Origin of the sequence: Calothrix anomala FACHB-343 (assembly GCF_014696435.1) — a bacterium.
Lineage (GTDB): Bacteria > Cyanobacteriota > Cyanobacteriia > Cyanobacteriales > Nostocaceae > Aulosira > Aulosira anomala_A.
On record NZ_JACJQG010000001.1, the window covers coordinates 83,281 to 104,842 of the forward strand.

Sequence of the window (21,562 nt, forward strand, 5' to 3'; positions counted from 1 at the left end):
GTAACATTTCCCATATAAGAGGAATTATACGGATTTTTTGATAGGCAATTATTTTGTTATTGTTAAATACTAATTTATCTTTTGAACCTAAATAAAAATAAAATATGAGGTTTTGAATAACTACAGTAAGATTTCTGAATGCTGTTTAAATCTCTACGCTGCAAAGGTCATGCTAATAAGCGGTTAGCTCAAATTAACTTTAAAGTTGCTTGTCTAGGCAATCTTAACAACTTTACAGTGGATAATATTTCATTAATTTTGGTTATATCTTTATAAAATTTGAATGAAGAGGAATCTCTGCACCCGAACTAAAATTGAATTTATTATGTAGGCTAAAGCTTAGGGTGCGTTACCCTGAGCTAACGCACCCTAATACAGTTTTGTTATTAATGTCTAATTACAAAAATATAAGATTTTAACTTTGATTAATTAAAAAATTATCTTTTTTTATTACTAGCACAGTTACTATTAAAGAGATTTTGCAAGTAGGAGAGGGTAAATCTAGCTTGAAATAAGGTAGAAAAGCTATGAGAAAAGCACCCTGTAACTATATAAAAAGTTCAATCAACTGCTGATTAATGGTAGGTATCAATTTTTGACAACTCTGAAAAAATGCTATCGAGCTACAAACTTGCGAAATCTGGAGAAATAGGTTTCTCTGTTGAGGTAGATAAATGGTTAGATGCAACAAGGACAATCCACTATAAACAATAACGTTTTCGTTCGATACTTTACCAACTTCAATTACTCCACTTTAGAGTTATTGAAAGAGCTAACTAGGCTGTAACCTTCTTTTTAGCTAAGTTTTGGACTTGTTTTTTCTTCAAAGCAACTCCCATTCCTAAAGCTGTTACCGATCCTAGAATGGTTAAAGGTTCGGGTACATTAATAGTCATTGAGTAGCTACCTGGTTTTCCACTAATTTCATTTGCAGTCAAAACCCCTGTACTTACATATTTACCATTTTTGTAAAATGCTCCTAAGAAGTCAAAACCTGCTCTTGTAGTATTTCGAGCTGAGTTTCTGGTTCTGGTCGCTTCAAATGGGTTATTGATTTTGAAACTTAGAGCGGGGTCACTAGTAAATGTAATGAATGGATTGCTTGATGTCCCTGTATAATCGGCTATCGTTCTTGATCCTAAAGTTGTTATATTTGTAGGGTTGGTGAGTTTAACACTCGATACGTTAACCTGTGAATTTAGTGTTAAACCAGAAAACAGCGCACCACCGAAACTTTCTACTTTACTGTTCTTGAAAAAGATGGTGTCAGTTGTTGGACTCTTCTGACCTCCATTCAAAAAATCGGAAGTTCCAACAATATTGAGAAAAGCTGCTTGAGCTGGTGAAACACCGAAAGTGCTACCTACAGCGAAGGCGCTACAAGTTACAGCAATCCCAATGCTGATGGTTTTGAAATTCATTATTTTCTCCTTTGAAAAATAATTTGTTGAGTCCGATCTGCAAACATTTTCAACACAAGAACATTAAGTTGGTGTTGATTTGGCAAGCATTCATTGCCTGAATTGTATAAGCTTTAACTAGCAGTTACAGTCATGAATTAACCTGATTGTTGCAGATATATCTCTATTATTAAGTATTCATCCTGAAAAAACGTAAAGTTTTGATGAAAGCAACACGTTTAATTATTAACTTTATTTAAAGTAGTAATTATCCCTATATAACAGGGAATTGCTTTAGACTACCTACTTGATTAAGAAACTTTGAAATGTATAGTTAATCTAAAAAAATTAGAAAAATCAGCTAACAGATAGATGGCAATACTTTGACAGTAGTATTAAATGAACGACTGACAAAGAATCGAACGCTAAAAATAACCTAAATACTGTAATGAATTGAGTTGTTGGCTTACTAACTGCATTATTGCTGGACGGTGCTACGCAGTCAACAAATACCCATATTTTTGTCTTGAATCTTAAAAGGCATATAAAAAAACTCATAAATAAAATATCCAACCAATCAGGGCTTGTTTGCCAACTGTTGGTTGGATATTTTAAACAGGCGATCGCCAAATTTTTATCAACCTATATTAAGGTAGTCTATGTCTAAATTCTTCAATAAAACATCACCCTAAAGGGTAATTTAAGCAGCACAAAAAATCGGGGCTGATTTTAAATTTACCCCGCTTAATTCCGAAATATTTCGCCCAACAGCTGTAGCTAGAGGTTTTAAACTAGCAACCAAATTCACCATATCTTCTAAAGATAGAGCTTGACGCGCATCGGAAACAGATTGTTCTGGTTCTGGATGACATTCAATAATTAATCCATCTGCACCACAAGCAACAGCTGCTTTAGCCATAGGTGCGACTAATTCCCGCTTACCAACGGCATGGGATGGATCTACGATTACAGGTAAATGAGTAATTTGCTTGAGAGCGGCTACTGCTCCTAAATCTAAAACATTGCGAGTGTAATTATCAAAGCTGCGAATACCTCTTTCGCAGAGTACTACATGGGGATTGCCGTGACTTAAAATATATTCTGCTGCCATGACGAATTCTTCAATCGTCGCTGCTAGCCCGCGCTTGAGTAATATTGGTTTATTAACTTGTCCTAAAGCTTTGAGTAAATCGAAGTTTTGCATATTTCGGCTACCAACTTGCAACATATCAGCATGGGCGGCCACTATATCTATTTGGGCAATTGACATAACTTCAGTAACTACTGGTACATTGTAGCGCGATCGCACAGCTGCCAAAATTTCTAGCCCGTCTTCTCCCATGCCTTGAAAAGCGTAAGGAGATGTGCGCGGTTTGTAAACACCGCCACGCAAGGCTTGTACAGGTGCAGCTGCTAACTTTTGGGCTACAGTCTCCATTTGCTCTAAACTTTCTACCGTACAAGGGCCACCAATAATAACAATTTCTTCACCGCCAAAGCTGACTGTTTCGGAAATTTTAACAATTGTTTTGTGGCTGGTGTGGGATTGTGCAGCGAGTTGAGCATGAATCATGGGAAATTCTCCTTGTAATTAGTTATCAGTGTGAGTGGGCTAATAAAAAAGCCCGGAATCTCGTTTTGAGAGTTCCGGGCGCGTTCTGAATCATCGACATGACGCTATCTACCCGGAACTTGCTCTGGGCCAAAAGTAAAAACCATAAAACCAGCTACCGAAATAGATCGCGATCATAAAAAGCTCCTAAAAAACAAAAACCGCAGAGTTTGCTCTGCGGTTCACCGGGCGGTTTCCATTAGGAAACTGTATTCACCGCCGGTGAACCGCCTTTTGCCAAAAATAAAAGTAAGATTTGCTGTTGAACATTTTTAGGGCACGCAACTAGATAATATTTGATGTAAATCAATGTAAACCTTATATAGAATCCACGATAACAGACACAGTTGGCGGCGTCAATACCTCCACAACTCTCAAAAAAGGGTTAAACTCAGTACTATTGCGCCAACTAAGACGGTTTCCTAGGTTGAAAATAGGGTTGACTGTTGACTGTTGACTGTTGACTGTTGACTCTTAAGAGAGATTTTCATGCTGGGTTGTGGGATTTTCCCGTGATTGACTGCCTTGTAAACCGTAGGATTTATATTAACTTACCAGTATTTTTGGGTCATGGGTTATGGGAAGCGATTAACTCTCAAATATCTAAAAATTCAGCATTTTTCTCAAATACCACATAGACCCTATCACCTCACTAGTGACACTTAAGTATATATGATGCCTCGCTCCAAACTTTTAGCCACATCTTTCGACTATCAAGGAGTTTACCCTTGCCCGGTTTGTCGTGTTGGTAAGATTACTCACATGCCATTAATGGAAGCAGTGGCTTGTGACTTTTGTCAAGAAATTTTTACTGTGAACCTCGAACAACAGCAAATCAAAATGGCTTCTCGTCAACCTCCCTTGATTTGGCGTTGGAATGGTTTTAGCTGGACAGAAGCTCAGTTAGAAGGGGTGGAACTTGGCTGGGGCTATGGTTTGGCAGCTATTGCTTTCATACTATTACCCACAACTTTGATTGGCATTATAGCTTACAATTTTCCGCCAACTCCCCATCAATTTATTACTTGGGTTCCATATATCTGGACTATATTGACTTTTTTGTTACATTTAGCAATTATTCTTTGGATTGTGATTGAAGTTTATCAAATTCCCGTCACAGCATATTTAAGAGCGATAAATCGCTGGAGAAGTAGACAAATGTAGATATAGGTAGAGGTAGAACTTTGAATATTAACTATTAACTAAAGCCTGGCATAAAATCGTGGCTGATTGAGGGTGGAAATTGAAACGCAAAGGATCGCTAAGGTAAGCGCAAAGGTACGCAGAGAGTGAGCTACGAATTCAGGAAATGTTGTACTAAGACAGGGTGATATTATATATTGATGATGGAGTTTGTCAATGGTTAATAGTTAAGAATTTCTAAATGTATACCAGGGATAATATTTCACCAAATCCTTCTCTAGTGACAGTTGGTAAATCTAACCTGATATTGATTATTTTTGTGGCGTAAGTCTATATATTTATCACTTTTAGGACTGACGTATAATCTGGGAATGATTGGCGTTCTTGGCGTCTACCCTGGGGGAAGCCACTGCATGTCTAATGGAGTTGAATAAATTAAGGTTTTTGCTAATTTCTGCGTCAGTCCTGAGTTTACGCAGCCGCAGAATTATTCTCTATGTTAATGGTGGTGCGCCTGCAGAAAGGTTATTGATGGACTTAGTTAGTCACTACTGGCTTGTATAATAACTATGAGAAAGTTTTTTGCTGTAGGCAGGTACTCCTGATAAAATTGCCGTACTGCATCAGTTAGCATGTTAATATAGCTTTTTTTTAGCTGAAACCTGCTGCTGCTCAAATATGATGTTGAGCAACTCCAGGAGCTAAAACTATTTTCCCTGATAGTAAAAATCTCAACTTACATACGATCGTAAATATCCTATTTAAATAGATATTTAATCATGAATTAAGCCGATAGAGGGATGCATTACTCATACTTAACTTGATTGTCAACTAAAACATCTTATGAGCGAGTTGGAACGGTATTATAGAATCTTGGAATTAGAGCCTGGGGCAACAATTGAGGAAGTGAACCAGGCTTATAAAGATTTGGTTTTTGTTTGGCATCCCGATCGCATTCCCCAAGATAATGTCCGTTTACAACAAAAGGCGCAGGAAAAAATTAAAGCAATCAATGAAGCGCGAGATAAATTGCGTTCGCTAAAAGTTAAGCATCAATCGCCAACTTATTCACAGCCTTATTCACCACCTTACGCACAGTCTTATTCACCACCATATTCACCACCACCCCCGCAACCGAAACAGCCAGCACAAACTAACTATCAAACAGCACAGAAAAATCCCGATTTGAGTGGACAAGATTTTAGTCGGGCAAATTTGAGTAACAAAGATTTATCGGGGAGAAATTTGAGTTTTGCTAATCTGAGTGGGGCAAATCTCAGCGATACTTTTATGCACAAGGTTAATTTGCGAGGAGCCAATTTATCGGAAGCAAATTTATTTAGAGCTAATCTACTTTTAGCGGATATGCGGGAAGCAAATTTACGCTCGGCGAATTTAATTGGTGCAGATCTCAGTGGCGCTGACTTGCGCGGGGCTGATTTAACGGGGGCGCGGATTCGTTCTGGCGATCGCCTATTGGTAAAATTGATTGGTGCTAACTTAGCTGGCGCGATTATGCCAGATGGTGCAATTCACAGTTAACCTCAAGTCAAGTTCACAATCAGCATTCAATTCCTGACTCCGGATTAACTAAAATTAAGGTGATGTCTGCATTCCTAACCTGAAAATGGGCATGGGGCATGGAGCATGGGGCATTGGGCATGGGAAAGACAGATTTTCATGCTTGCTTGTGCCAAAACCTGGCGTGAATGGCTAACCTGAAAATAGGGGCTAGGGACTAGGAAAGAGAGATTTTCATATTTGGTTGTGTGATTTTCTCGTGAATGGCTAACCTGGGATAGGCGTTTAATACTTCAGTTGAGAGGAATAGGCGCTAGACTCATCCTTAATCGTTAAGATGAATAAATCGATACAGTTAATTTTTACTAAATACCGTTTACTTTGGGCTGTTTTACTATTAGCAACAGCACTGGTAGTAACTTTAGCTCTTTCTCTGTCTCAAGGTGCAGTACCTTTGAGTGGGAGAGAATTATGGCAAGCAATTCTTCATCAAGGCGATCCGATTAAGCAGACAATTCTCTGGGATTTGCGGCTACCGCGCATTGTCGCCGCTTTAATTGTCGGTGCGGCGTTGGGAATGTCTGGTGCGTTGCTGCAAGGAATGTTACGTAATAGTCTGGCCGATCCTTTTATCTTAGGTATTTCCGCAGGTGCAGGACTAATTGTTATTGTTATGGTAGTGCTGCAAATCTTTCCGGCGGCGATTCCCTTAGCGGCGTGGCTAGGTGCTATTTTAACTTCAGCGATCGTGATTTTCCTCGGTCGTGCAGGTTCGGGAATTGCGGTGGAGAGGTTAATTTTAGGCGGAGTTGCTGTTAGTTCTTTGTTTGGTGCGGTGCAAAGTACATTACTTTTATTAGCGGAAGATGGTCAAATTCAAATAGCCCTGAATTGGCTAGTGGGTAGTTTAAATGGCCGGGGTTGGAAAGAAATTACTACGGCTGGCCCCTATATTATTTTGGCTTTGTTGGGGGGATGTTTGCTGGCGCGATCGCTTAACGTGTTGGCTTTGGGTGATGATTTAGCTTTAAGTTTGGGAGTATCATTAACGCGATCGCGTTTATTAATTGGTGGTGTCGCTACTTTACTCGCCGCCGGTGCAGTCAGCATTAGCGGGTTAATTGGCTTTGTCGGCCTTGTCGTTCCCCACGGTGTACGCCTCATTATCGGCACAGATCATCGCTTCGTCTTACCGCTTTCCGCCTTAGCTGGTGCATGGTTACTCATTTTTGCCGATTTACTATCTAGACTGGGAGCCATAGAATTACCTGTAGGTTCCGTCACCGCTTTGCTAGGTTCACCTTTATTTATCTGGTTACTTTATCGCCGTTCTTCTGGGATGGAAAGATAAATAAATCATTCAAAATCATCCCATGCCCCATGCCCCATGCCCAATGCCCCATGCCCATAGAATTACAAAATCTCACAGGCGGTTACAGTAGTACGCCAATTATTCAAAACATTAACCTCTCGTTGCAAACGGGAGAATGGTTAAGTTTAGTCGGTGCCAATGGTTCTGGTAAATCTACATTACTGAAATTACTCAGTCGAATTCTCTCCCCACAACAGGGAACCGTACTACTTGATGGCAAAGCAATTCATTCTCAACCACCGAATGTAGTTGCTCAAAAATTAGCTTTATTACCTCAACAGCAAACGGTTCCTGTGGGTTTAACTGTGCGACAATTAGTCAGTTTAGGACGTACACCGCATCAACCTTGGTGGCAATGGGAATTAACGGCTCAAGATAGGCAACAAATAGAAGCGGCAATTGTCAAAACACAACTAGAAAAATTAAGCGATCGCTTAGTGGAACAACTCTCTGGTGGTGAGAGACAACGGGCTTTTTTAGCTTTAGCCTTGGCGCAAGAACCGCAAGTTTTATTGTTAGATGAGCCTACAACTTATTTAGATATTAACTATCAATTACAATTATTAGAATTACTTAAAACTTTAAACCAGCAACAGAATTTAACTATTGTTACAGTTTTACACGAATTAAATTTAGCTGCTCGTTATAGTTCTCGCATTGCTTTATTAAAACAAGGTTATCTTTGGGATGTAGGTACGCCGGAAGCAGTACTTACCCCCGACGCGATCGCTCAAGTATTTGGGGTGGAATCGGTAATTATTCAGACACCTGTGGGGTTACAAGTTTGTGCGATCGCTGCTGTCTAAATTTCTGCATCAACAAATGCAAATTATCGTTGATTGTAGGTGCATGGTACTGCCCATACCTGTCAATTTAAGTTAAAAATAGCCTCTGTCTTAGCTTTGTCACCCGCCTTGGAATAAATTCCAAGGCTAATAACCAAAGTAGGGGCGGGTTAAGCGAGATAGTCGTGAATTATGGGAGCATATCTGTGAACCCGCCCCTACTGAAGTAGACTCAAGATTTTGAGGATATTTAGTCATCTTTAGATGACTTTGGCTATTAGCAAGGAACTTCAGTTCCTTGCGGTAGACGGGTTTCGCGTTAAATTGATACGTATGGGCATGGCACTTGCGGTAGCTGGGTTTAAGTGCAAAATTTATCTTATTTTAGCAATGCGGCAGTAACAAAAAGGTAAATTAGCTCAACTTATAAACCAGTTAAAATAAATTTAAATTACTCAAAATAAGAACATAATAAGATAAACATTTTTATCAAAATCTCATAACTTTTGCTGATTCACCTCTTCACAAGAATCTCACAAGATGTTGTATATCCTTTTCAAATCAAGTACTATCTGACAAAATATCAATTCACCCTACTGGATAATTCTATAGGAGGTGATGCTTGGTAGGTTCTGCGTGCTATCTCTGGTAATAGCAAGTCTGATGACAGCTATCTATCCCTGGCGCTTAATCGCTGGGGTGAAAAGTTTTATCAGACAACAGCCAAAAGTTAAACCGTTTAACTTGTTAGATGAAAGTACTTATTTTGTCGTACCTACTGTAAATGAGGAACAAATCTTTATATGTCAATTTGGTTATGGGTTGCTCTTTTATCTTATCTTTTAGGAGCCATTATCCAATGGTTACAACTTAGCAATAAATGTCGGGAATTTGAGGAATACAGTCACTTTCCTTTTGTTTGGGTAGCAGATTTAATTTCAAAATCTACTTGTTTGTTCAAGGCTTTGTTTTGGCCTTATAACTTAATTATCGATCGCGACGGATAGATTTTTATCATTATTGCGTAGATGCGTAGCAGCTTGTCGCCAGACATCGCTATTTGGAAATATACAGCAGATTCCTGTAGCTAACAGCTAACCCTTTTGGGCAGAATCGTTGAAGTTTATACAAATTAACCAAGAGAATAGGATATATGGATAGGTACAACAATGTTGTGCCTATTTTTATGGCATTATCAGTTATTTTTACCCTAATTTTAAATTTTTTTCAAATCTCAATTTGATACGGATAAGTATATCAGAAAATAACGTCTTTTTTATGACTCAATATTTACTATAGTAGTCAGTATATTAATTGCTCTAATTGATACTAGTATTTTGGCTTGATGTTATATCTACTTAATTAAGAATTGTAAAGTAAAAATCATAAAATCCGAATAGGGATCGCTTGTGATTGATTGCAATTATATGGAACGCAATGCTTTCTAGCATTGAATGCATTCCAGACTCAATCAAGTTTATCCCTATCACCAGAGAATATTATGTTAGCTAAAAATACTGATGAGGTAATCCAATACTTAGACAACATTATTGCCGAAGCGATCGCAGAACGTAGTCGGAGGGGATTTTTCGCTGCACTGTATCGTCAAGTAACTTTGAAAGTAAAGATAGGTATCAAACATGGCTTTTTTGACGATTCAGCCAGAATGGAAGAATTCACGACGCAATTTGCTAATCGTTATTTTCGTGCTTTGGATGATTACCAAAAAAATATCAAATCAACTCGCAGTTGGCAGCTAACATTCGACGCAGTACAAAAACCAGACTTACTAATTTTGCAACATTTACTGTTAGCAATTAACTCTCACATTAATTTAGATTTGGGTATTGTAGCTGCTAAACTTTGTCCTGGTGAAAAAATACATACGCTACGAGATGATTTTATTAAGATTAATGCTATTCTGAATGATTTGCTTGAACCTACAGAGATGGTTTTAGGGCAAATGTCACCGCTAATTGAGATTCTGGATAGATTTGGTGGCAGAAAAGATGAAATTATCTTTAATTTTAGTATTCGTAAAGCCAGACAAGCAGCTTGGAATCATGCCAAAATTTTAGCTTATCAAACTCCTGAGATTCAACAGGATATTATCACAGTAATTGATAGTAAGGTATCATTTCTCGGTCGAGCGATCGCTAATCCGAACCGTACCTTTGATCGGGTTGTCGAACTAATCAAAAAATCAGAGAGTGATGATACGGTTGCTATTATTAATGCTCTCAATACTATTGTTAAATGAAAATATGACTAGTCAATTACTTATAGGGTGCATTTTATGGCATTGAATCTGTCAGTTATTATTTATCTTGGATTTGGTTGAGTCAGTTAATGATAGACATTAATTACTTCTTTTCAACTGAATATTACGCAAAAGCCAGAATTTGATTGTTCGCAGTCATAAAATTGCGATCGCTCTTAACACACAAGATATCTGCGTGTATAAAAAGATATTAAAACAATACAAATCTTGCTCAAAAATTTTTTGATTACTATCTAGCCAAATATCAACACACTAGCTGGTTAATAAATAGCTTTTCTTAGCGAAACCATAGTATAGTAAAGGGTTTGCGATATGAGCAGCCAATATCTTATGAGGGTAATAATCAGAGCGATCGCTTGACAAACATTTGCGGAAAATAATTTACGGTTTCATTACACAGGAGACTAAAAAGTTAAAAAAAAAGTATTTCTAGACATTTTCGTGTCAATTAATTGTATGTTTGTTGTGTTTAACAATGAACAAACAAAAAAATTTATGAAGCTTAATGAAATTGGCCAAGTTGCCCTTCAACTCTTAACAGAGTTTGGGCTAAAGCTGGTAGGCGCTATCCTGTTGTGGATTATCGCTCAACGATTGATTGACTTTGCAATAAAGTTAATAAAACGCGCTTTCCGCAGTCAAAACGTCGAGCCAACACTCATTAATTACCTTCTGAATATTATTTCTGTGACCTTGAGAATTGTTCTCATTGTCGCAATTCTTGGTTTCTTTGGTGTTGAAACTACCTCATTTGCAGCTTTATTAGCAGCTGCTGGTGTAGCGATTGGTGCAGCTTGGGGTGGATTGTTAGCAAACTTTGCCGCAGGTGCATTTTTAATTGTTTTTCGTCCATTTAAAGTTGGTGACTTTATCACCGCAGCAGGTGTTACGGGAACTGTCACAGAAATCGGACTATTTACAAGTAGCATCAACACACCAGATAACATTTTGACGATTATTGCGAATAACAAAATCTTTTCCGACAATATTCAGAACTTTTCCGCCAATCCTTACCGTCGGGTTGACCTAGTAGCGCAACTGCATCACGATGTAAATCATAACGATGCGATCGCGCGTTTGAAAGCTAAAATTAGCAATATTCCCAACGTTCTCAGAGACCCTGCACCAGATGTAGAAATTATTACCTTCAATTTGGCAGGCCCGGTATTAGCAGTACGTCCTTATTGCCATAACGATCATTACTGGCAAGTGTACTTTGACACCAATAAAGCTATCAGAGAAACCTTTGGTGAAGCAGGTTATCCAGTTCCCGAACAACGCTATTCAGTTAGTAGTTTATCGTCCAATGGCATTGAGCCGATAATTCCCGCATCGAATATCGGTTAAAACTGCAGTACAAAGCTAAATAATTCAAATAAAAAGTAGGTAAGGATATCTTCCTTACCTATTTTGCTATTTTATCCCTTGTTCCAACCGTCGATAAAGGCAATCACTGAATGTCCACAGGCATTCATCATAACCGCATTGACTGTACCACCAACCGCACAACCTACAAAAGGGACTATTTTTGCTACATTCAAGAAAGCTTTTTCACCAGTTTTAGCAATTAACTTAATCCCCAAAGTTTTATTTATCTGTGCAAATGTTTTATTTGGGAGAGCCATCAAAGCTTTTTGAATAGCCTGTTGTGCTACCTTACTTCCTAAAGTATTAGCCAATTCAGCAACACTAACTCCAGCAGCAGCAGCTAAAACTAGGGGTTGTGAAGATGGGCTGTAGGTATCAATTCCATAAATAGTAAAAAGGGTAGATGCCAACTTTACTTGAGAATAAAGGGTAGTAGCAATTTCAATTGGTATTCCAGCTATCCCAACAACTCCGCCTGCAATTCCGTTGCCCACTGACCACAATGTTGATTCATATATGGCATGATTTGCCATTCTCTGCTTATCACTTTTCCATGATGAATCTTGAATGAAAGTTTTTCCCCACTTCCTACCATCTTCGATAGCACTAGCAATTATTGGCCCGATACCAGGCATGTTCATGATCGAGTCAAGATCCATAAATTTTATAGTTGATTAACTGTGCATACTTAAAGCTTGCTAAATTTAATATTCCCCGTAAATTTAATAAAATAACTGTCTTTATTTAAACAATAAATTCAGTATTAACCTGTGCTAAGGTAAAGTTTGTATAAACCTCGTTACCATTTCTGAAACGAACCTGACAAAGACTGTAGAGACAGGTTAGGTTAACTGTAAATCACAAGCCGCACCTAAGCAGCTATGGTAAAAGAATTAGCAATTCGTACCTCTGGACTGACTAAGCAATTTGATCGGCATATAGCCGTCAACGATGTGCATTTAGAGATCCAAGCAGGTGAAGTATACGGACTAATCGGCCCGAATGGCGCAGGTAAAACCACTCTCATCCGCATGTTAGCAGCCGCAGAGGAGCCGACTACGGGTGAGATTTATATTAATGGCGATCGCTTGTTGCGTGACAAAAGCAACCCTACTCTTAAGCGTCGTCTGGGTTACTTACCTGATGACTATCCACTGTATGAGGATTTAACAGTCTGGGATTATTTAGATTACTTTGCGCGGCTATATCGCTTACGGGAACCTCGACGCACTCAACGTCTCCATGAAGTATTAGAACTAATCCAACTGGGTAATAAGCGCAATAGCTTAATTTCTACATTGTCACGGGGGATGAAGCAGCGTTTAAGTTTAGCGCGGACGATTATTCACGAACCAATTTTACTACTGTTAGATGAACCGGTTTCCGGTCTTGACCCCATAGCGAGGATGCAGTTCCGGGAAATCATCAAAGCTTTGCAAGAAGCGGGGATGACAATTTTGATTTCCTCCCACGTACTAAGTGATTTAGCGGAACTTTGTACTTCTGTGGGGATTATGGAACTAGGATTTTTAGTAGAAAGTGCTTCCTTGCAGCAACTTTACCAGCGATTATCCCGACAACAAATAGTTTTATCTACTTTGGGGACAATCGAACCACTTTTGAGCGAATTGAAAAATAATCCTTTAGTGGAAGCTTGGGAAGTATTACCCGGAAGGAATAGCGCCAGAGTCAACTTTTCCGGTAAACAGGAAGACTGTGCTGATTTATTGCGATCGCTAATTCAAGCGGGAATTCCCATCAGTAATTTTCACTGCACTCAAGAAGATTTAGAAACTATCTTCCTCAAATTGGGACATAAACAAGCTTCTTAGGCTGGGTACAGTCTTTTACCTGGTTTGAAAATAGCGTTGACTGTTGACTGTTGACTGTTGACTGGAAAGAGATATTTTATCGCGATTAGCTATCTTCTGAATTACGAATTATTCAGCTTTCTGCTTTGGAGAATTTTCCTATGACATTTAATTTAATAGACAAAATTGGTGAGTGGAATCCCCAATTATTTAGAGAACTGAAAGGTCGCCTAAAAGTTTTCAACATCTTAATTGCTTTGGTAATATCGCTGCTGACTCAACTAGGAGTTTTTATATATCAATTCAGCGATTTTCCAACTAAATTCTATTCCATGTCAGGAGCATACTGTAATCTCAAGCAAGGTTACGAATTAAAGTATAATTCTGTCAATCAAGCTATTTACCAAATTGAACAAAAAATCACTGCCTATACCAGTCTTAAAAACTATGACTTGGTAAAAGTTCAGGAATTCAAAGACCAATTAAAACCTCTGAAAGCGCAACATTCTGAGCTTGAAAAAATCTTATATCAAAGCTACTGTCCGCCAGAGCAAATTAATATGCAACTTTGGTGGCAAGACCATTGGCAATATATATATATAACTTTAAGTGTGATGTTTGTCTTCACGCTTTTAGTTACTGGTACTTATTTATTAATTGCCAATTTAGCCCAAGAAGACCGTCGTGGAACATTGAACTTTATCCGCCTCAGTCCCCAGTCAGAACACAGTATTTTGACCGGAAAAATGTTAGGAGTACCAGTTATTATCTACCTCATAGTTTTAGCTGCTGTACCTTTAAATTTATGGTCTGGAATTTCTGCAAATATCCCTATCGGCGCAATTTTTGGTTTCTATGTAGTCCTAATTGCTAGCTGTATTTTCTTCTACAGTAATGCATTATTATTCGGTTTAATTAGTCGCTTTTTTAGTGGCTTTCAACCTTGGTTAGGTAGTGGGTTAGTTCTGCTATTCCTATTTATCACTTTCAATACTATGAGTTATAGTAATGGAGAACTACATCATACCGCTACTTGGTTAAGGCTTTTAAGTCCTTTTGAAATGCTGGGCTATACCTGGCCGAGAAAAAATGAATTATCTTTACACGAATTGCAGTTTTTCTATATCCCAGTAGGTAAAAGCATTGTTGGTTTGGTTGGCATCCATATATTAAATTATGGTGTTGGTATCTATTGGGCATGGCAAGCTATAAAACGCAGATTTCGTAATCCTGAAGGGGCAGCAATTAACAAATTTCAAAGTTATTTGTTAGTAGCCAGCTATCAAGTGATTTTTTGGGGATTTACTTTACAATACCACAAAAATTATGTCCCCAATTACAAAGAATATACCCCCTATTATGATGTGAATTATCAAATAGGACAAAATATCTTCTTCATAGTATTTTTTAACATAGTCCTATTATTTGGATTGCTGGCTATTCTTTCACCTCATCGCCAAACTATTCAAGATTGGGCAAGATATAGACATCAAAATTCAACTAATTATCGTGATATTCGCGGTGAATTTTGGTTAAAAGATTGGGTTGTAGACGAAAAAAGTCCGTCTTTATTAGCGATGTTAATTAATTTAGCGATCGCCACCACACCAATCATAGTTTGGATAGTCATTGCACCCGTTTTGAATATTCACCATAATACCGCTATCAATTGGGTTAATTCTCTGGGTAGATTCAAGTCTATATCTGGTGTATTTTTATGTATTAGCTTAATGATGATTTACACCACATTAGCGCAATTACTACTACTAATGAAATCTCCCAGACGTGGTTTATGGGCGACTGGTGCTGTAGTTGCAGCGACTATATTACCACCCGTATTTTTAGGAATTTCCGGTATTACAGTCAGCAATAATCCTGAAGCTTGGCTATTTTTTAACTTTCCTTGGTCTTTAGAAAATTCAGCAATGATGGGTGTTTTTACATCCTTCATAACTAACTTAGGCGTTATCCTGTTATTAAATATCCAGTTAAATAAGCAAATTAATTTAGCCGGAGAATCAGCCACAAAAGCACTGTTAGCTGGACGCAAGTAAGAGGAATTATTAACTGTTAGCCAATCACCAATGACTAATGACAATTGTACAGACGCGATTAATCGCGTCTCCAACCAATGACTAACGAGACTTTATAATATGAATCTCAACTGGATGAATCAAATAGGAGACTGGAACCCGCAACTGTTGCGCGAACTCAAAGGAAGACTGAAGTCGCGCAATTTATTACTATCTGCGGCTGTTTCTTTGCTGGGTCAATTTATTCTCTTTATGTATTTCCGTACTCAGCTACCAAATAAGCTAGAGTTGGGATACAATCCTTCCCACAGATATTGCACCGGTGTTACAGAATATGGCGATCAACGCAAATGTCTTGTTGATGCATTTGGCGAGGTGATTATTAACTGGCAATTGTGGCATTTAGATGTATTTACCTGGCTGAGTATTATTGGTTGTTTTACTCTTTTAACAGCCGGAACTTACCTGATAATTAATGATTTAGCATCTGAAGAAAAGCGAGAAACACTCAATTTTATTCGCCTCAGTCCTCAATCGCCCCAAAGTATTTTATCGGGTAAATTGTTAGGAGTGCCAATTTTATTATTTATTGGCATTCTGTTAACAATGCCTTTGCATTTATCCTCAGCTTTAGCTGGGCAAATTCCGATTGTTGAAATTTTCAGCTTTTATTTAGCCGTAGTTGCTGCCTGCATTTTATATTATAGTGCTGCACTGTTATTTGGCTTAGTTGGTTCTTGGCTAGGCGGGTTTCAATCTTGGTTAGGTGCTGGCGTAGTTTTCTGTTTTCTCCTAGTGACTATGCGATTAGCATTAGTAGAACTATCAGATGATTATCCCTTAATTTTTGCTAGGTTGTTTAATCCTACATACTTAATTCCAGACACGGCTATTACTGCTGTATTTTCATCTGCTTATTCGCGACTGATTCCTTTTGAATGGTTTACATTCCCTCTCGGTAGTAATTTATTAACAACATTAGGAACTACTCTCGTAATTTACGGTTTAGGAACATATTTTATCTGCCAATCTTTAAACCGTTGTTTTCGCGATCCAAATACTACTATGTTGAGCAAGCGTCAAAGTTATCTATTAACAGCTTGCTATGCCTTGGTTACTTTAGGATTTGCGAATTGGTCTAGATTAGTTTTAGAATCAGACCCCGGTGACTACAAGCTTGCTGAAAATTTGGTGTGCTTATTGTTCTTAGATTTTTGGCTATTTCTCTATTTAATTGCAGCATTAAATCCCCATCGTCAAGCTTTACAAGATTGGGCGCGTTATCGCCGTACTGCGCGGGTGAAAGGATTAGTAGATAGCCGATTAGTGCAAGATTTAATTTGGGGCGAAAAAAGTCCTGGCTTGTTAGCGATCGCTATCAATGCCATAATTGCCAGCATTGCTATTAGTGGCTTCATAGTCCTCTCTCAATATTCAGTGAATGAAAAACTCAATGCGCTTTTTGCGCTTGTATTATCTGTGAGTTTAGCTATGGTTTATGCAGCCTTAGCCCAACTGCTTTTATTTAGCAAAAATCACAATCGAGTATTTTGGTCTGCGGGTACTGTGGGTGCAGCAATGGTATTACCAGCGATTATTATCGGTGTATTTACCTCGACTTATAGAGACAACAATTTTCTCTGGTTATATTCAATAGTTGGGCCAATTTTCGCAATTTCTCCTGATGGTAAATACCTATCATTCATCACAGCCTTCCTACCAATTTTTAGTTACTTGACTATGATGAGCTTGTTAGTATTCCAATTGCGGCGCAACTTAGTCAAAGCTGGAGAATCTGCGACAAAAGCCATGCTTGCAGGTAAATAATTCAATTTTGCACAATTTTCTCATAACGTTTTATTAAGTCTGGTTAAATTGACCAGACTTTTTTATCAGCATTTTTATAATCTAGTTTGTACAGACATACTCAAAAACCCAGCGATAATTGCTGGGTTTGAGTTGGGGTATGTCCCCTTACCTTTAGTTATATAGTTACTTATAATTTGCTTGTCTAGTAATGATTACAATGGGGCGCTAGGTGATTTCGGAAAATTCCGCAAATTTCTGCAACTAATTTTATGATGACCGCGATCGCTAGCTACAGGGGCGATCGCAGTTTATTCTCTGACACCAAAATTAACTATGTCACAAAACCAGAAAATCGCTATAGAATTCCGCGATGTCACCTTTAGCCGCGATCGCCGTCCTTTGGTATCTCATCTCAATTTCTCCATTCCCCCAGGAGAAGCACTGGTATTATTAGGACGCAGTGGTAGCGGTAAAACTACGACCATGAAATTAATTAATCGCCTCTTGACACCAACTCAAGGAGAAGTATTATTTGATGGCGTACCGACTACTGGATGGGATGAAATTAAACTGCGGCGAAAAATTGGCTATGTAATTCAAGAAACTGGCTTATTTCCGCATTTTACAGTGGAACGCAATGTTGGCTTAGTTCCTGCTTTGGAAGGTTGGAAACCAAAACAAATTAAAACTAGAGTGTACGAATTATTACAATTAATTGGTTTAGAACCAGAAAAATTTGCTGGGCGTTATCCTCACGAACTTTCGGGAGGACAAAGACAACGGGTAGGCGTGGCTAGGGCTTTAGCCGCCGATCCGCCAGTATTATTGATGGATGAACCCTTCGGCGCACTCGATCCGATTACTCGCTTAGAAATTCAACAGGAGTTTCATCGATTACAACAGGAATTAGGTAAAACTGTGGTATTTGTCACCCATGATATTCAAGAAGCCTTTGTTTTGGCATCGAGAATTGGTTTAATGTATGGGGGGGAATTGGTAGTATTAGGAACCAAGGATGAATTTATGCGATCGCACCATCCCGAAAGCCTAGCTTTTCTGCAATGTCTGCGTTCTTTGCAAGACAATTTATGAAAGACTTTTTTCTAATTAAGTATGCGCCAGAAATTTTACAGCATACCCTAGAACATTTATTGATGGTGGGTATTGCCATTGGCATTGCTGTGTTAATTGGCATTCCTTTAGGGATTTTAATTACCCGCAAAACTCAACTACGCCAACCAATTTTAGGTATTGCTAATATCTTGCAAACTATTCCTAGTTTAGCATTATTTGGCTTATTAATTCCTGTCCCCATTATTGGCGGTATTGGTATTGTCCCGGCAATTGTAGCATTAACTTTATATTCTTTATTGCCGATAATTCGTAATACTTATACTGGCATTACTAGCGTCGATCCAGCAATTCGTGAAGCTGGGCGTGGTATGGGAATGACCGATCAACAATTATTATTTCAAGTCGAAATTCCCCTAGCAATGAGTGTAATTTTAGCTGGGGTAAGAGTAGCAACTGTTATTGGTATTGGAATTGCAACTATCGCGGCTGCAATTGGCGCTGGTGGTTTAGGTGTATTTATTTTTCGGGGAATTGCTGTAGTTAATAATCAGTTAATTTTAGCAGGAGCAGTACCGTCAGCAGCGATTGCATTAATTGCTGATTTAGCAATAGGCTGGCTTGAAGGAAAATTAAAGAAAAATTAATTGAATATGCTGAAAATACCCGAAAATTAATATGAAGAAATTCGTGGTTTATTGCTTATTAGCCTTTGCTTTAGTAATGGCGATCGCTAGTTGTAACTCTAGCCCTAATAATAGTAGCAGTGGTGATATTATTGTCGCTTCTAAAGATTTTACCGAACAAGATATTTTAGGCGAACTTTTAGCCCAGCAAATTGAAGCTACAACTAATTTAAAAGTAGTCCGTCGCCCTCGCTTAGGCGGTTCCTTTATCTGTCATAATGCTATTACTTCTGGCAAAATCGACGCTTATATTGAATATACGGGTACAGCGTTTACAGGGATATTAAAACAAAAAGTAATTAACGATCCAAAAATCCTTTACGAAAAATTAAAACAAGCCTATGCTCAACAATTTAACTTAGAAGTTATGCCCAGTTTGGGATTTAACAGCACTTTTGCAATTACTATTAGAGGCGAAGATGCTAGACGCTACAATCTGCGAACTCTCTCGGAAGCTAGTAAGTATACACCCCAATGGCGTGCTGGCTTTGGCTATGAATTTTTAGAACGGGAAGATGGTTATGCGGGATTAGCCAAAACCTACAACCTACGCTTTGCTAAACCACCACAAATCATGGATTTAGGCTTAATTTATCGGGCGTTAATTCAAAAACAAGTAGACTTGGTAGCGGGTAACTCTACCGATGGACAGATTGCGCGTTTGGGTTTAGTAGTTCTTGAGGATGATAAGCAATATTTTCCGCCTTATGAACCGACGCCAATTGTGCGACAAGCAATTTTAGCAAAATACCCGCAATTAAAAAAAGCGATCGCGCCATTAGCAGAACTAATGACTGCGGATGAAATGCGCCGATTAAATTATTTAGTTGAAGGTGAATTACAAGATATTAAAGAAGTTGTCCGAGAGTTCCGTAAAACAAAGGGCTTATAACTCAATACAGTTCAGTTAGTGCCAAAAACCTTAAGCTGCGTAGGTTGGGTTGAGGAACGAAACCCAACATTTTAGACAATTTGTTGGGTTTCACTTCGTTCAACCCAACCTACAATGATCCTTAACTAAACTGTATTGGCTTATAACTGGAAGCAGTTGGTGATTTAAGTTTTTTATCAATTTTTACCCATGATTTAAACTTGCTATATTAAACTTAATGCTGTATTAAGCTCTATTTAATATAGGATGCTTATTTGATTATGGAAATATTGTGTAATAAAAACATGACACACACTACAATGAAACTTCAAAAAGAGGGTTTTCTACGATCAAACTTGATTTATATATAAATTGAACAAATGATCTTCTATCCTCTGGATTACTTGTTGAACTTTGACATTCAGATTTTGATCCCCGTTTTCGTGTGTACTGTAATGTTTACATAGATTTATTTAAATTAACCAAAGTACAAAAATCCCCCATTAAACTTATCCGAGTGCCAAAATTAAGAAAGTGAGAAATTAAATTTTATGTTACCTTCAGTTACATATACTCAGCGTCCTTGGGCTGAAAGTTACAGTGAAATCATTGATGTGCGATCGCCTAGTGAATATCTAGAAGATCGCATCCCCGGTGCAATTAATCTACCCGTTTTGAATGATGCTGAACGTGGAGAAGTAGGGACAATTTATCAACAAGTTTGCTCTTTTACTGCACGCAAAATTGGTGCTGCTTTAGTCACGCGAAATATTTACCAACATCTCAGTCAACACTTTGCGGCTAAAGACCCAGAATACCATCCTTTAATTTACTGCGGACGGGGTGGACAGCGTTCTAACAGCATGGCTACTGTGCTGACACAAATTGGCTGGGAAGTCACTGTTTTAGAAGGTGGATATAAGACTTATCGTAATTATGTCCGCCAACAACTAGAGCATCTCCCAGAAAAATTTAATTATCGGATATTGTGCGGTTTAACTGGTAGCGGTAAAACCTACATTTTAAGCAAGCTAGAACAACTTGGCGCTCAAGTTTTAGACTTAGAAAGTTTAGCTAAACATCGCGGTTCTCTGTTGGGGGGAGAATTGCAAACTCAGCGTGCTTTCCAACCTTCACAAAAATATTTTGAAACTCAGTTATTACAAGTTTTGCAAAAATTCGACCCCAATCAGCCAGTGTGGATCGAATCAGAAAGTAACAAAATTGGGCAACTTTATTTACCTCATGCTTTATGGCAGAAAATGAGAGAATCTAGTTGTGTAGAAATTCAACTACCGCTAGCCGCTAGAGTCGATTTTCTCTTACAGGAATATAGTCACTTGATATCTAGTCCAGAAATCTTAAAACGAAAACTGGAGAAACTAAAATATCGCTGTGGTTGGGAAAAATTAATTCAATGGTATCAGTTGATTGATGTGGGTGCTTGGGAAGTATTAGTACAAGACTTATTAAAATCCTATTACGACCCCATCTATAATCACTCAATTGGGAGCTATTTTCATAAAGCCGACAGAGTTTTAAATATTCCCGATTTGTCTGATAGAAGTATCGCTAATCTGTTAGATTCTTTAATACCGAATTATGCATCTGTAACATGGCAGCATGTTAACAGATAATTTCAGGGATATGGTGGATAGTTTTTGTTAGTCATTTGTCATTTGTCATTTGTCATTGGTCATTTGTGAGTGCAATAATCATGACTGGGCAAGGAATTATGTATTTTAGTATTAACAATTATCCACCGTAGTCTTTAAAAAAGATCTGAAAAATATTTGTTA

General features: G+C 38.2%; 17 protein-coding genes. 14 read left to right on the forward strand and 3 right to left on the reverse strand.

Annotation, left to right across the window (positions count from 1 at the left end; genetic code table 11):
• Positions 1-776 precede the first annotated feature (776 nt).
• Both H6G08_RS00280 and aroF read right to left on the reverse strand, forming a co-directional pair.
• On the reverse strand, positions 777-1,421 hold the full coding sequence (locus H6G08_RS00280) for a PEP-CTERM sorting domain-containing protein (RefSeq protein ID WP_190538307.1): 645 nt from the start codon (positions 1,419-1,421) through the stop codon (positions 777-779).
• A gap of 679 nt (positions 1,422-2,100) precedes the next feature.
• Positions 2,101-2,973 (reverse strand): 3-deoxy-7-phosphoheptulonate synthase, encoded by an 873-nt coding sequence (gene aroF, locus H6G08_RS00285; RefSeq protein WP_190538308.1) that lies wholly within the window; start codon positions 2,971-2,973, stop codon positions 2,101-2,103.
• A gap of 714 nt (positions 2,974-3,687) precedes the next feature.
• Here aroF and H6G08_RS00290 point away from each other — a divergent pair.
• The 7 genes from H6G08_RS00290 to H6G08_RS00320 all read left to right on the forward strand — a co-directional run bounded on the left by H6G08_RS00290 (position 3,688) and on the right by H6G08_RS00320 (position 11,461).
• Positions 3,688-4,176 carry a hypothetical protein gene (locus H6G08_RS00290; RefSeq protein ID WP_096642774.1) on the forward strand — a complete coding sequence of 163 codons (489 nt, stop codon included), beginning with the start codon at positions 3,688-3,690 and terminating at the stop codon, positions 4,174-4,176.
• Positions 4,177-4,998: 822 nt separating this feature from the next.
• Positions 4,999-5,697 (forward strand): pentapeptide repeat-containing protein, encoded by a 699-nt coding sequence (locus H6G08_RS00295; RefSeq protein ID WP_190538309.1) that lies wholly within the window; start codon positions 4,999-5,001, stop codon positions 5,695-5,697.
• A 316-nt stretch (positions 5,698-6,013) separates the two neighbouring features.
• Positions 6,014-7,027: a FecCD family ABC transporter permease gene (locus H6G08_RS00300; RefSeq protein ID WP_190538310.1), complete on the forward strand. Its 1,014-nt coding sequence runs from the start codon at positions 6,014-6,016 to the stop codon at positions 7,025-7,027.
• Positions 7,028-7,077: 50 nt separating this feature from the next.
• Positions 7,078-7,854 (forward strand): ABC transporter ATP-binding protein, encoded by a 777-nt coding sequence (locus H6G08_RS00305; RefSeq protein WP_190538311.1) that lies wholly within the window; start codon positions 7,078-7,080, stop codon positions 7,852-7,854.
• Between the two features lie 782 nt (positions 7,855-8,636).
• Positions 8,637-8,840 carry a hypothetical protein gene (locus tag H6G08_RS00310; RefSeq protein ID WP_190538312.1) on the forward strand — a complete coding sequence of 68 codons (204 nt, stop codon included), beginning with the start codon at positions 8,637-8,639 and terminating at the stop codon, positions 8,838-8,840.
• Positions 8,841-9,334: 494 nt separating this feature from the next.
• Positions 9,335-10,093 (forward strand): DUF5995 family protein, encoded by a 759-nt coding sequence (locus H6G08_RS00315; protein ID WP_190538313.1) that lies wholly within the window; start codon positions 9,335-9,337, stop codon positions 10,091-10,093.
• Positions 10,094-10,609: 516 nt separating this feature from the next.
• Entirely contained in the window at positions 10,610-11,461 is an 852-nt protein-coding gene (locus H6G08_RS00320) for a mechanosensitive ion channel family protein (RefSeq protein WP_190538314.1), read from the forward strand.
• A 71-nt stretch (positions 11,462-11,532) separates the two neighbouring features.
• Here H6G08_RS00320 and H6G08_RS00325 read toward each other — a convergent pair whose 3' ends face one another.
• A complete protein-coding gene (locus H6G08_RS00325) occupies positions 11,533-12,141 on the reverse strand; it encodes an EcsC family protein (protein ID WP_190538315.1) in 609 nt (202 codons plus the stop codon).
• Positions 12,142-12,363: 222 nt separating this feature from the next.
• Here H6G08_RS00325 and H6G08_RS00330 point away from each other — a divergent pair, with 222 nt between their 5' ends.
• From H6G08_RS00330 to mnmH, 7 genes are all read left to right on the forward strand, one after another.
• Positions 12,364-13,314: an ABC transporter ATP-binding protein gene (locus H6G08_RS00330; RefSeq protein WP_096642780.1), complete on the forward strand. Its 951-nt coding sequence runs from the start codon at positions 12,364-12,366 to the stop codon at positions 13,312-13,314.
• A 140-nt stretch (positions 13,315-13,454) separates the two neighbouring features.
• Positions 13,455-15,347 carry an ABC transporter permease gene (locus tag H6G08_RS00335; protein WP_190538316.1) on the forward strand — a complete coding sequence of 631 codons (1,893 nt, stop codon included), beginning with the start codon at positions 13,455-13,457 and terminating at the stop codon, positions 15,345-15,347.
• A 99-nt stretch (positions 15,348-15,446) separates the two neighbouring features.
• Entirely contained in the window at positions 15,447-17,153 is a 1,707-nt protein-coding gene (locus H6G08_RS00340) for a hypothetical protein (protein WP_190538317.1), read from the forward strand.
• 315 nt (positions 17,154-17,468) lie between these two features.
• Positions 17,469-18,227: an ATP-binding cassette domain-containing protein gene (locus H6G08_RS00345; RefSeq protein WP_190538318.1), complete on the forward strand. Its 759-nt coding sequence runs from the start codon at positions 17,469-17,471 to the stop codon at positions 18,225-18,227.
• On the forward strand, positions 18,224-18,853 hold the full coding sequence (locus tag H6G08_RS00350) for an ABC transporter permease (protein ID WP_190538319.1): 630 nt from the start codon (positions 18,224-18,226) through the stop codon (positions 18,851-18,853). The genes H6G08_RS00345 and H6G08_RS00350 overlap by 4 nt, the downstream gene beginning before the upstream one ends.
• Positions 18,854-18,884: 31 nt before the next feature.
• Positions 18,885-19,784, forward strand: coding sequence for a glycine betaine ABC transporter substrate-binding protein (locus tag H6G08_RS00355; RefSeq protein WP_190538320.1), 900 nt, complete (start codon positions 18,885-18,887; stop codon positions 19,782-19,784).
• Positions 19,785-20,314: 530 nt separating this feature from the next.
• On the forward strand, positions 20,315-21,400 hold the full coding sequence (gene mnmH, locus H6G08_RS00360) for a tRNA 2-selenouridine(34) synthase MnmH (protein ID WP_190538321.1): 1,086 nt from the start codon (positions 20,315-20,317) through the stop codon (positions 21,398-21,400).
• Positions 21,401-21,562 lie beyond the last annotated feature (162 nt).